Below are 11,818 nucleotides of genomic sequence, written 5' to 3'. Positions count from 1 at the left end.
CCACGGTACGGTTCTGACTAAACGCTTCTTGTACTTGTTGCGCGCGACTTTTTACCCGGACAAGCTTTTCTGAACGGAACCCCCTAAGCCGAGTTTTCAAGGTGCTGTCCGCCCACTTGGTTTTCGAGACGGTCTTTTTAAGACTAACGTAAAGCCAACCTAGAACGGCGGGGTTTCCCACCCAAAATTTTCGATGATCATTTTTTTTGTAGGAGAACTTTAGTGGCAATTACTACCTCAGCTTCCCGTTTAGGGACAACCGCTTTTAGCGAGGTTGCTCCCGTGGAATTACGTCCCGATTGGTCTCGTGACGAGGCACAGGCGGTTATTCGCGCTGTCTATCGTCAGGTGCTAGGCAATGACTATATCATGCGTTCCGAGCGCCTTACCAGTGCCGAATCCTTACTCTGTAACGGTTCGATCACCGTGCGGGAATTCGTCCGCGCCGTGGCCAAATCGGAACTGTATAAGAACAAATTCTTCTACGGTAACTTCCAAACCCGCGTCATCGAACTTAATATCAAACATCTTTTAGGTCGCGCTCCCTACGATGAGTCGGAAGTGGTCTATCACCTCGATCTCTACGAAAACAAAGGATTCGAGGCCGATATCGACTCCTACATCGATTCCGCCGAATATACCGAAAACTTCGGTGATAGCATCGTTCCCTACTATCGCGGTTTTGCCAGCCAACCCGGTCAAAAAACCGTGGGATTTACCCGGATGTTCCAACTCTATCGCGGTTATGCCAACAGCGATCGCTCTCAGATTGCCGGCAAAACCTCCCGTTTAGCGGTGGAATTAGCCCAAAACGGTGCTTCGGCAGTAGTCGGTCCCTCCGGTGGCAGCGATGGTTGGGCCTATCGTCCCTCCGGTCAACGCAACACCCCCAGTAAAGCTCTTGGTGGTAGTGTGGCCTATGGTAATGTGGGTAAGCTCTATCGCGTGGAAATTGCCGCCATCAGCAAACCGGGTTATCCCAGTGTCCGTCGCAGTAGCAAAGCGGTTATCGTCCCCTTTGAACAGTTAAATAACACCCTGCAACAGATCAACCGTCTCGGTGGCAAAGTTGCCAGCATCACCCCCGCTAGTTTGAATTAATTTTCTAGCTGAAGATAGCTAAAAGTCTCCCGGGCAGCCGTCAGGTTCACCGGGAGACTTTTTTCTAGGGAACTGGCAGAAATTGACCCTCAGCAGATCGAGCAAACCTGTAGAATGAAAATAATTCCCTCGTTTTAATGCCTGTGACTGTCACTTCGATCGCTTTTGACTCTATCGATACTGCCTTAGCGGAAATCAAAGCCGGACGTGCCATTGTCGTAGTTGATGATGAGAATCGCGAGAATGAAGGAGATCTAATCTGTGCGGCCCAATTTGCCACCCCCGATCTGATTAACTTCATGGCAGTGCAAGCTCGCGGTTTAATCTGTCTGGCAATGACGGGAGAGCGTCTTGATGCTCTCGAATTACCTTTGATGGTGACAAAAAACACCGATAGCAATCAAACCGCTTTTACCGTTAGCATCGATGCCGCTCCCCATTTAGGGGTTAAAACTGGCATTTCGGCAGAAGATCGGGCGAAAACCGTGCAAGTTGCCATTAATCCGGTTACTCGTCCCGACGATCTCACCCGTCCCGGTCATGTCTTCCCGATTCGTGCTAAAGCCGGTGGGGTCTTAAAACGTGCCGGTCATACGGAGGCAGCCGTGGATCTAGCTCGGTTAGCCGGGTTGTATCCGGCGGGAGTTATCTGTGAGATCCAAAATCCCGATGGTTCCATGGCCCGTTTACCGCAACTATTTGAATACGCTCGTCAACATAATCTAAGGTTAATTAGCATTGCCGATCTGATCGGTTATCGCTTAAAACACGATCGCTTTGTCCATCGGGAAACGGTCTGTGATTTTCCCAGTCAATTCGGCACTTTTCAGCTTTATGCCTACCGAAATTTATTAGATCAAACCGAACACATCGCTATTGTGAAAGGCGATCCCGCTCTCTTTGGCGATCAACCTGTAATGGTACGAATGCACTCAGAATGTCTGACCGGGGATGCTTTGGGATCCTTGCGTTGCGATTGTCGCCAACAGTTACAAACTGCCCTAAAAATGATCGAAAAAAACGGTTTGGGGGTGGTGGTTTACCTGCGACAGGAAGGACGGGGAATTGGCTTAATTAATAAGCTAAAAGCCTATTCTTTACAGGATATAGGACTAGATACGGTGGAAGCCAACGAAAGGTTAGGATTTCCCGCCGATTTGCGCGATTACGGCATGGGAGCGCAAATGCTCAACGATTTGGGGGTGAGAAATATTCGTTTAATTACCAATAATCCCCGTAAAATTGCCGGATTAAAAGGCTATGGTTTGGAAATAGTCGAGCGAGTACCTTTGCTGATCGAGGCTAATGATTATAATTCCAATTATCTAGCCACAAAAGCGGAAAAGCTAGGACATCTATTCTTACAAACCTATCTAGTCACCATCGCTCTCAGTTGGGGGGAAAATCCGCCGTCAATTTCGCAAAGATATCATCAATTGGAGAAATTACGGCAGTTAAGTCGCGCTAATCAATTATCTCTCCAAGAAGAAACCCGACCGGTAGCCAATGCCCTTTTTGATCGCGCCCCTTTGATCATACATTTAGGTTTAGATATTCGTCAGGGTGTCAGCAGTAATTGGTATAAAAATCCTTCCCATCCTTATCTTCTGGTTATTGACAAGATATTAAATGACATTAAAGATTGGTCGGAAATTGAACGCTTAGAATTTTTAATTTCCGACGGAGACGATTCGATGACGGGATTACAAATGAAACTCGATCGTCAAAAAATGTCCGATGAAGATTTCTCACAATTACCACAATTAGCTACCCAAATTATCTACAGTTTTACTCGTGATTCAGCCAAAAATTAGTTTTTGATGACTGGAAAAGATTGTAACAGTTATAATTAAATAAAGCTAGTGTAACGGGGAAAAACCATGACCACTGTAGATATTGCCCCAGAAATCACCTGTCCCCCCACCGATTTATGGAGTGATGAACCACCCTTGGAAAGTGATCTACATCTGCAACAAATTACAATTCTGATCGGTTGTTTGGAAAGGTTATGGCAAGAAAGAAGTAATTACTATGCTTCGGGCAATCTTACCATCTACTATAACGAAGAACAACTAAAAAAACGTGATTTTTGTGGTCCTGATTTTTTTGTCGTCTTAGATACGGAAAAACATTCGCGTAAAAGTTGGGTAGTCTGGGGGGAAGGGGGTAAATATCCCAATGTGATCGTGGAAATTCTCTCCCCATCCACTGCTAATATCGATCGCAATAAAAAGAAAAATCTCTATCAAAATACCTTTCGGACTCCTAACTATTTCTGGTTTGATCCTGAAAGTTTAGAACTGCAAGGATTTAGATTAATTGCTGGACAATATCAAGCTATTGCTGCTAATGAAAACGGCTATTTATGGAGTGAACAATTAGAACTCTATTTAGGCATTTTTGAGAGGAAATTGCGTTACTTTACCCCCACGGGTGAATTAGTGCTAACTGCCGCAGAAGCAGAATTACAGGAACGACAAGCGAAGGAACAGGCTATCCTCGAAAAAGAACAAGCTATCTTGGAAAGGGAAAGATTAGCCCAAAAATTACGAGAATTGGGCATTGATCCTGAAACTATCTAATTGATCAATATCTCTAGGATAGGTAATTCCTATCCTAGAAACGGTCTTAATTTAACCTTATTTTTCCTGTCTTTCTAAGGCTAATTTTACTAACTTATCGACCAATTTATCAAACTCTAAACCGGTGGCTTTCCAGAGTTGGGGATACATACTAAAATTAGTAAACCCCGGCAGAGTATTAATTTCATTGAGAAACACTTCCCCAGTCTTTTCCACATAGAAAAAATCCACCCGCGACAATCCCGCAGCATCCACAGCTTTAAATGCTTCTACAGCCATTTCTCGCACTTGATTAGCAATTTTATCAGGAATATTAGCGGGAATAACCATACTCGATCGCCCGTCAGTATATTTAGTTTCATAGTCATAAAAATCACTATCAAAAGTAATTTCTCCCACCGAGGAAGCTTGGGGATTATCATTACCTAAAACCGCACATTCGATTTCTCTTGCGGTTACTCCTGCTTCAACAATAATCCGTCGATCATAACTAGCAGCACTATCTAAAGCAGCCTCTAATTCTTGCCGGTTGCGCGCTTTACTAATACCCACCGAAGAACCTAAATTAGCCGGTTTAATAAAACAGGGATAACCTATTTCCTCGGCGATTTGATCGCACAATTGCGGAAAAATACAGGGATTTGACCACACTTGCGAGCGGGTTACGGCCTTATACTTAACTTGGGGTAATCCAGCAGCTGCAAAAGCAGTTTTCATGGCAATTTTATCCATTCCTAGGCATGAACCCAGGACCCCACTACCCACAAAAGCAACCCGCATGAGAGTGAGTAATCCTTGCAAAGTGCCATCTTCTCCATTCGGTCCGTGGAGAATTGGAAACCAAACCTCGATTTCGCTCACTTCTGGGGGAAATTGCCAGATATTGACTTTTATATTACTCTCAATAGCTAGGGGTTGCCCAGAGGTTAAAATTTGTCTAGCAGTTGCTGCCGAATGCCAACAGCCATTTTTATCGATATAGAAGGGGATAACTGCGTATTTGTCAAGATTTTCGGGGTAATTAAAAGCTTGCAGGATCGATCGAGCCGAATTGATAGATACCTCGTGTTCTCCCGATCGACCACCAAACAACAATCCTACCTTGATCTTATCCATATTATCCTCTCTAGACCCAGCTATATCCTAAATTAGAGTTCAACTATCATATATACTATGGGCGGAGTTGACAATAGTTGCCAATGATTTAGATGCGGCTGTTCCTCGTCAGATCGGGGTTTCGGCAAAACCTCAAGATAAATTAATTATCGATTGTGATGAAATTTGGTCGTTCTTTCCCTAAAAAAATTGATAATCACTTTGGGACTTTTTGGTATTTTATCCATGAATACCACTACTATCGAATCACCCCCCGGAATTGAATGATTATTTGGCTAATTTTTCCAGTTTTTTCTTAGTTTTCTGAAGTTTTAAGGCTAAATTGCCCTGATGTTCGGGATAGTAAATATGCAAGAATTCGATAAAATCCTCGATTGTGCAAGGTTGATGAAATCCCCCTAAATTACCGTGAAATTCTTGGTGAATTTCTTCTTTAATAGTCACCAAATTCAGATCTAATGTCGCTAGATGGGGATATTTCTGGACAGAGTAAAGATGATGGACAGCGAGATTAAATTTTACATCTTTATCCGGTTTTTGCCCCGTCACCTGACAAGTGTTTTTATCTCTAGTTTTAGCTCGTTTTTTAGCCTTTTCAATCTCGATTTTTTGTTTGGTATCGTCATCCAGATGTTCCTGAATTTCTTTAAAGGCACGAGGAAACTCCATGGCAATCATTTTACACATTTCTTGGCGTGATTTATTCGTCAAAGTTTCACTCATGGATTTAGAAATCATCACTATTCCACTTTCGGAGAACCAAAACTCTCTTTTTTCATCTTCGTAAAAATCTACTCCTAATTCTAGAGGTTTATCAGTTCTTTGCTGAAGATGATTCACGGTTTTATTTAGCTTGGCTCCATTAGTTTCTAAAATTCGCCGTAAACTCTGTTTATGAATCATAGCCAGTCCTTGACAAACTTTAATTTCGCCAGAGTCAGTGAGTTCAGCAAAAATTAATTTTCGTGCCAAAGAGCGACGAATTTTTTGATCGTGCTTAGTAAAAAATTCTCTAAATCTGTATATAATTCCTCGCTTTTCATTCTTCTCGATATAGGAAGCAATTTTAAAAGCACCTTTAGGGGAAAAGTTACGAAGTTTCTTCTCCTTATTGACAAATTGATAATCGTCACCCTCAACTAAATCCCAATCATCATTAGGATCAGCATCAAAAAAGCTAACGATTTCATCCAATCTCTTATGAGAAATGGAAAGCCATTGAATTAGTTCAGCTTCTCTGATAGTAAAAATTTCTTTTTTGCGAGGCATAATTATTTTATCTCCGTGGTGATAGACTTATACATCACAGTCAAACGATCAAAGATGTGAGAGTTTCCTGTTTCTTGGTTATCGGGATGATAGATCTTAGAAAGACGATAATAGGCATTTTTAATGTCTTCCTTGCTGGCAGTGTTTGGATCAAGATCGAAAACACGATAGGGACGAAAGTATTTAAAAATATTGATACCGTTGATACAATCTTTCCCCTGTTCGTAATCTTCTTCGGGAAGAATACCGATATATTTCCTGTAGATAACCTCCCAACTTTCTCGCTGAGATAAATTGATATTATCAAAGGCTCTAGTAGCCATTTGAAACATACTCGATTTTTTTAATTCTGTGGTATTGCTAACCTCAAAATAGGCATAAACTGCCTGTTTAAGTTGCGTTAGAGTTAAAGGTTTAACTTTTGGGCCTGTGGTAGTGGTGGCTGTAGTTTTTGATTTAGTTAACGATGGTTTGGGCGACTTTTTACGGTGATTTTTGATGACAAAATCGGCAAAATCTTCGAGAATACGACTTTCGATCGAGTATTGCTCACAGATAAGACTAATCTGCTCTAAAATGAGCGAGTTAAGAGGATTAGTGGTCATAATTTCCCTAAGAAGCAGCAAAAAATATAGCCTTTCTTATCAAGATGAAGTGTAGGCTAATTTGGTATTAACGACCGAGGACTGACTCCCGAAAACTTCCTATCCTAAATCAATACCACTGCTGTGGCCACTTTTTCAAGTGGTTAATAATGAAAAAAGTGACTCGGGTAAAATCGGTTAACTAGAAATGACGGGAAACGATTTTTTCGATGGTTGCTTGGGTATCCTGCAGCAGTTTCTCGCGACTATCGCTAGTATTAGTCAGACTGGGAACGAGATTACGAGCTTGTAAAGCCATATGAAGCTGTAGTTGAGCTACATACTCGCGGATATCTTCACGGGTTTCCGATTGGTTAGGATGAAACATATAGAAACTGGAAAGGTCTGTCTAGCTGGTGGTGTCTTGTCGATAACTCCTATACAAGTTATCACGAGAGCTTAGGTTCCAGTCAAGGGTCGGCCGCAACTCTACACATTTCTCAACACAACTTATCTCTCTTTCATCAATCTAAGAGAGTTAAAATGAGAAGAAAAGCCTGAAACCGATACAGAGACTATGGTTAAGCCTAGACCCGCCCAACGGTCAAATCTGTAGATATTTACTGTGAATTGTCCAAAAACTTATTTGGAAAAGCAAGATGCTCCCTTTAAGCATCTCCACGTCAGCTTAGGGACTTCCCGTTGACAAAAAGCCATAACCTGTGCTGTAGGAGGGATTAAGAGAATTTACGATACCCCGTTACTGGGTACAAATCAGGGAAACCCCTAATAAATCTAACGCATGATTGTTGCAGTTGGGTCGGTCGAGTTATCTTAGAAAAACGATAACTTCCCTCTCTAATCGTACATTCTACTGTATTCAAGCAAATCGTCCCCAAGTCTTCTGTACAAAGTCCGAAAACTATGCACGGGAAAGTTATCTTGATTCCGTTTTTTTCTCTCTTTAGACTGAGCGGATTCACTGCGACTCGCTTTAATCACATTAAGCAATTAATCTTTCGTCTGGATAATCTTCACTCTCAAATTCCACTAAGTTTACCTGCTCAAATAATCCTAATTGAATCACTTCTACTTCCGCCAGTTTCCGAATTTGAGGCTTAGTTAGGGTTTGCGGCAAAAAGTTTTTCCTGGGAGCAGGGTGTGGGGTGTGGGGTGTAGGGTTTTACCGATTTTCAGGTGGTCAACTACCTAATTTTCAGGGAAAAAGTGCCTAAATTTCCCCCTGATCACTCCCAGTCCGGTACTTTTTGATTGACAAAAAGTCTAAAAGTCTTACCCAACAAGGTTTTTAGATTTATTCAGCAGACCCTACTTAATTTCTACGGGTTCTAAATTATCAGCAGGAGTAAAACCAAAGAGACGGGAATAGAAATAAAATTCTGCATCTAATGCTCGTTTTATCGATTCAGCTTGACGAAATCCGTGTTGTTCTCCCGCAAAGGGAACGTAAGCAACGGGTAAACCTTTCGCTTTTAAAGCTTCTACCATCATTTCCGCTTGATTGGGTGGAACCACTCGGTCTTCTAAACCTTGGAAAAAGATCACCGGACAGGATAACTGAGCGGTAAAATGAATAGGCGATCGCTGATAGTAAATTTCCTTTTCTTGAGGATAAAGTCCCACCAATTTATCTAAATATCTCGACTCGAATTTATGGGTATCGTTGGCTAAAACCTCTAAATCACTAACTCCGTAATAACTAGCTCCTGCTTTAAAAGTATCATGAAAAGTTAAGGCCGCTAAAGTTGTATAACCACCAGCGCTGCCTCCAGAAATTGCCAATCTTTCCCCATCGACTAATCCCTGATTAACCAAATATTTTGCCCCGTTGATGCAGTCTTCCACATCGACAATTCCCCAATTTCCCAGCAAACGCTGACGATATTGACGACCATAACCCGTACTACCGCCATAATTGACATCTAGATAGCCAAAGCCGCGACTGGTCCAGTATTGCACCCGCAGACTTAAACTAGAGGTCGCCGCAGCCGTCGGTCCACCGTGACTTTTGACTAAAAGGGGCGGTAATTCGCCATTGGGGGCGGTATAATCGGGGTTTTTGGGGGGATAATACCAAGCATAGGCAGTTAGTCCCTCACTGGTGGGAAAAGCGAGCATTTCCGGAATCGAGAAATAATCGCTAGAAACAGTTAAATTACTAGAAGATTTGAGAATTTCTCTAGTTCCTGTGGCTAAATCCCCTGAGATAACTGCTGTTACTTCCCTGAAAGAACCGCCAATAAAAACTATTTTGTTCTCCCTAACTTGTAGAGAAGAAATGTTAGTATCAGCAGTAATAATTTCTTGGAATTCTCGATTAAGAGTATCGATACTTCCTAAATACCAACGGCCATCTTTTGTATAGCTACAAATAATCTGGGATTCCCCAGCAAAGCCGTAGTTAGATAAACCAAAAACCCAATGAGGGTAGGCAAATTCAGCATCAATTGGTTCGATAACTGGTTCGATTTGTTCATCGTGTTTAAAGCAATAAAAGTTCCAGAAATTATTGCGATCGCTGGTAAAATATAACTGTTGATCGGCGGACCAGCGCGGTTCACACACCGACTCATTTTCACCACCAGCAATGACCCGAATATTACTCAAATAAAGATGATTAATATCGGCCACCCAAAGAAAAGAACTATCCCAGGGCATATTAGGATGATTCCAACTAATCCAAGCTAATCGAGAACCGTCGGCACTTAAGCGAGGAGAGGTATAAAAATCATCGCCTGATACTAAAGTTTCTATTTCTCCCGTATCTACATCGATGCTGACAATACTATTAACTGGTTCCCGATCTTTTTGGCTATGATCTTCACAAATACAGATTAAACGATTGCGAAATTCATCGAGAATTAAATCCGCATAACGACAGGAATTTTCTCGGGTCAGAGGTTGGGGTAAACTATCAGCAGTTTGGCGATAAATTCTTTGATCAGCAAAATTACAAAAATAGATAATTCCAGCAACAATTAGATAGGAACCTCCCCCGTATTCATGGACACGAGTTCGCACATTAAAAGGCACTGGAGTGATGTCTGTAGTTGTGCCGTCGGGGTTTAATTTAACTAAAACATTTCGCCCCTTTTCCTGTGGTCTGCCTTCTAACCAATAAATATCTTCTCCGTCTAGAGTTACACCGCCAAGACTAATCGATGCTGCCACAATTAGATCGGAGGTAATCGGTGATTTCCAGGAACCGTAAGCTGATATTTGATTAGACATTTTCTACTACAGCAGTGATCTTAATGGTGAGGTACGAGGTTTTCATTTTCGGGAGTCGGTCGTCTTATCTTGATAAATTCAGGAAATTCCGAGTAAACAGGACAAAATAGGGATTGCTAGTGAGCATCCCTACCTGACTCTATGTTTTTCTGCAATCGGAGCGGCGGGATTCGAACCCACGACCCCTACTACCCCAAAGTAGTGCGCTACCAAGCTGCGCTACGCCCCGATATTGAACCTTAACCATCATAGCGATAATCGCGACATTTTGCAAGCTTTTTTTTCTTCCTTTCTCCCCCATCCCCGGAATTAGCGGCCAGCTATCTAGCTAATTGGGGAATACGTCCTTTTAATCCCGTCATTAATTGCAGGGCAAACAATTTCAACGGGGGGAAACCACGCATAATTGCCAATCCTAGACGACGGATGACAACGATGGGCGGCCAGTTATTGGAGAACAGGCGATCAAGAAAATCCGTGAAGCCTAAAATCGCTAAATTCTCCGATCTACGCCATTTTTCGTAGGATTTTAGGGTAGAAAGCGCTCCGATATCCCCTTGCTTTTCCACTGCTTCCTTTAATACCTGCGCTAAAGCGGCCGCGTCGCGAATGCCTAAATTTAAACCTTGACCACCGACGGGATGACAACAGTGAGCGGCATCACCAATTAAAGCCAGTCGGGGTTTAACATAAGTATCACTCTGCATTAACTGTACGGGAAAGAGAGCGCGGGGGCTAACTAATTCTAGTTTTCCCAGTAATCCCCCCGTATATGCTTCTAATTTCTTGATAAATTCCGCTTCGGGCATTTCTTGCAGTTTTTTCGCTTCCCCATGGGGATTTGTCCAAACGATCTGACAGCGATTACCCCGGAGCGGTAAAATGCCCATCGGACCTGTGGGCCAAAATCTTTCAAAGGCGGTATCGTTGCGATCGAGTTGATGTTTAATGGTGAAAGCGACACAGGATTGCCAATATTTCCAACCTTTGGTTTTAATTTGCGCTCCTTGCCGGATAGCGGATTTGGCTCCATCGGCCCCGATAACTAATTTTGTGGTGATTTTTCGGGTTTGACCGGCTTCTTCCAGGGTGACAGTGGCTTTTTCTGCTCCGTACTCCACTTCTAACACTTTGGCAGGGGATAACCAGTCAATGCGATCGCAATCTTGGCTGGCATTGTGCAGGGCGGTTAGAATCACTTGATGTTCGCCCACATAGCCCAAATAATCGGTTTTTAGCTCATCGACCACAAAGGGGACAAAAATCGGGTAATCGGCATCAGAAAGGCGAATATGACTAAATTTACCGATACTGGGCGAGATTTTATCCCAGATACCCAAGCCTGTAAAAATCCGGCTCGACATCAACGAGAGGGCATAAGCTTGACGACGGCCGGCAGCCACCTCTAGGGGGCGTTCCTCGATCATAGCGATATTTAATCCTGTATTTTTTAAGGCCACCGCTAGGGTGGTTCCGACTATGCCGCCCCCGACAATGATTAAATCGTAGCTGTCCCGTCCTAACATATAAATATTTTTCTCAAAGATAATCAGTGACTACACTGATCTATTCTGACACGATTTTCGGGGTTGCTGTCGGGTTTGATGGTCTTCACCCCACCTAGCCATTGATAGACTTGAAAGGGTTTTGTCCGTTGCCGAGAGTTTCGGGTTATCGCTCTTCCTGGACTTCTGGAAGGGCGTTGACATCCTCGCCGCCGTAAAACGGACGGCGATTCCTCACCACGCCACTTTTTTAGGGTGGTCGCTGAACGGGGTTGACGCTTCACCGAAAAACGCTTAATTGCTTAAGTCTGACACTTTCTCCACGTCCATTTTGAGTGTCCGAATGCCCTCCGGCCACTTTGAACAAGTCGAAAAAATCTCATGTTCCACCTTATTTCCTAGAAAGTTT

General features: G+C 42.9%; 11 protein-coding genes, 1 tRNA gene and 1 pseudogene. 3 read left to right on the top strand and 10 right to left on the bottom strand.

The features are described from left to right. The first annotated feature begins 222 nt into the window (after positions 1–222). The 3 genes from IM322_RS16955 (at position 223) to IM322_RS16945 (ending at position 3,683) form a co-directional block, all read left to right on the top strand. On the top strand, positions 223–1,101 hold the full coding sequence (locus IM322_RS16955) for a phycobilisome linker polypeptide (RefSeq protein ID WP_286824366.1): 879 nt from the start codon (positions 223–225) through the stop codon (positions 1,099–1,101). A gap of 137 nt (positions 1,102–1,238) precedes the next feature. Beyond that, entirely contained in the window at positions 1,239–2,915 is a 1,677-nt protein-coding gene (ribBA, locus tag IM322_RS16950) for a bifunctional 3,4-dihydroxy-2-butanone-4-phosphate synthase/GTP cyclohydrolase II (protein WP_287673534.1), read from the top strand. A 66-nt stretch (positions 2,916–2,981) separates the two neighbouring features. Then, on the top strand, positions 2,982–3,683 hold the full coding sequence (locus IM322_RS16945) for a Uma2 family endonuclease (protein ID WP_287673535.1): 702 nt from the start codon (positions 2,982–2,984) through the stop codon (positions 3,681–3,683). Positions 3,684–3,740: 57 nt separating this feature from the next. On the opposite strand, the gene IM322_RS16940 is transcribed toward IM322_RS16945, so the two are convergent. From IM322_RS16940 to IM322_RS16900, 10 genes and pseudogenes are all read right to left on the bottom strand, one after another. Further along, positions 3,741–4,799, bottom strand: coding sequence for a D-alanine--D-alanine ligase family protein (locus IM322_RS16940; protein ID WP_287673537.1), 1,059 nt, complete (start codon positions 4,797–4,799; stop codon positions 3,741–3,743). A 267-nt stretch (positions 4,800–5,066) separates the two neighbouring features. After that, on the bottom strand, positions 5,067–6,068 hold the full coding sequence (locus IM322_RS16935) for a hypothetical protein (RefSeq protein ID WP_287673538.1): 1,002 nt from the start codon (positions 6,066–6,068) through the stop codon (positions 5,067–5,069). A 2-nt stretch (positions 6,069–6,070) separates the two neighbouring features. Further along, positions 6,071–6,673: a J domain-containing protein gene (locus IM322_RS23445; RefSeq protein ID WP_353737525.1), complete on the bottom strand. Its 603-nt coding sequence runs from the start codon at positions 6,671–6,673 to the stop codon at positions 6,071–6,073. Positions 6,674–6,854: 181 nt separating this feature from the next. Then, positions 6,855–7,040 carry a hypothetical protein gene (locus IM322_RS16925; protein WP_002759041.1) on the bottom strand — a complete coding sequence of 62 codons (186 nt, stop codon included), beginning with the start codon at positions 7,038–7,040 and terminating at the stop codon, positions 6,855–6,857. A 372-nt stretch (positions 7,041–7,412) separates the two neighbouring features. Next, a pseudogene (locus tag IM322_RS23440) lies at positions 7,413–7,657 on the bottom strand (IS1634 family transposase); the annotation flags it as partial. Continuing rightward, complete coding sequence (locus IM322_RS16920) at positions 7,656–7,790, bottom strand: hypothetical protein (RefSeq protein WP_287079361.1); 135 nt, start codon at positions 7,788–7,790, stop codon at positions 7,656–7,658. The gene IM322_RS16920 and the pseudogene IM322_RS23440, both read right to left, overlap by 2 nt. 191 nt (positions 7,791–7,981) lie before the next feature. Continuing rightward, positions 7,982–9,904 (bottom strand): S9 family peptidase, encoded by a 1,923-nt coding sequence (locus IM322_RS16915; protein WP_287674377.1) that lies wholly within the window; start codon positions 9,902–9,904, stop codon positions 7,982–7,984. 155 nt (positions 9,905–10,059) lie between these two features. Further along, positions 10,060–10,133: transfer RNA gene (locus IM322_RS16910), tRNA-Pro, on the bottom strand. Between the two features lie 91 nt (positions 10,134–10,224). Continuing rightward, positions 10,225–11,430 (bottom strand): FAD-dependent hydroxylase, encoded by a 1,206-nt coding sequence (locus tag IM322_RS16905; RefSeq protein ID WP_287674375.1) that lies wholly within the window; start codon positions 11,428–11,430, stop codon positions 10,225–10,227. A 23-nt stretch (positions 11,431–11,453) separates the two neighbouring features. Then, complete coding sequence (locus tag IM322_RS16900) at positions 11,454–11,693, bottom strand: hypothetical protein (protein WP_287674373.1); 240 nt, start codon at positions 11,691–11,693, stop codon at positions 11,454–11,456. Positions 11,694–11,818: the final 125 nt, after the last annotated feature.

The sequence above is a fragment of the Microcystis sp. M109S1 genome (assembly GCF_020247025.1).
Taxonomy (GTDB): Bacteria; Cyanobacteriota; Cyanobacteriia; order Cyanobacteriales; family Microcystaceae; genus Microcystis.
This window is presented reverse-complemented; position numbering and strand designations above follow the sequence as displayed.

Coding starts and splice junctions, on each gene's coding strand:
- ribBA (WP_287673534.1), top strand. CDS start 1,239: ATGCCTGTGACTGTCACTTCGATCGCTTTTGACTCTATCGATACTGCC.
- IM322_RS16945 (WP_287673535.1), top strand. CDS start 2,982: ATGACCACTGTAGATATTGCCCCAGAAATCACCTGTCCCCCCACCGAT.
- IM322_RS16940 (WP_287673537.1), bottom strand. CDS start 4,799: ATGGATAAGATCAAGGTAGGATTGTTGTTTGGTGGTCGATCGGGAGAA.
- IM322_RS16935 (WP_287673538.1), bottom strand. CDS start 6,068: ATGCCTCGCAAAAAAGAAATTTTTACTATCAGAGAAGCTGAACTAATT.
- IM322_RS23445 (WP_353737525.1), bottom strand. CDS start 6,673: ATGACCACTAATCCTCTTAACTCGCTCATTTTAGAGCAGATTAGTCTT.
- IM322_RS16925 (WP_002759041.1), bottom strand. CDS start 7,040: ATGTTTCATCCTAACCAATCGGAAACCCGTGAAGATATCCGCGAGTAT.
- IM322_RS16915 (WP_287674377.1), bottom strand. CDS start 9,904: ATGTCTAATCAAATATCAGCTTACGGTTCCTGGAAATCACCGATTACC.
- IM322_RS16905 (WP_287674375.1), bottom strand. CDS start 11,430: ATGTTAGGACGGGACAGCTACGATTTAATCATTGTCGGGGGCGGCATA.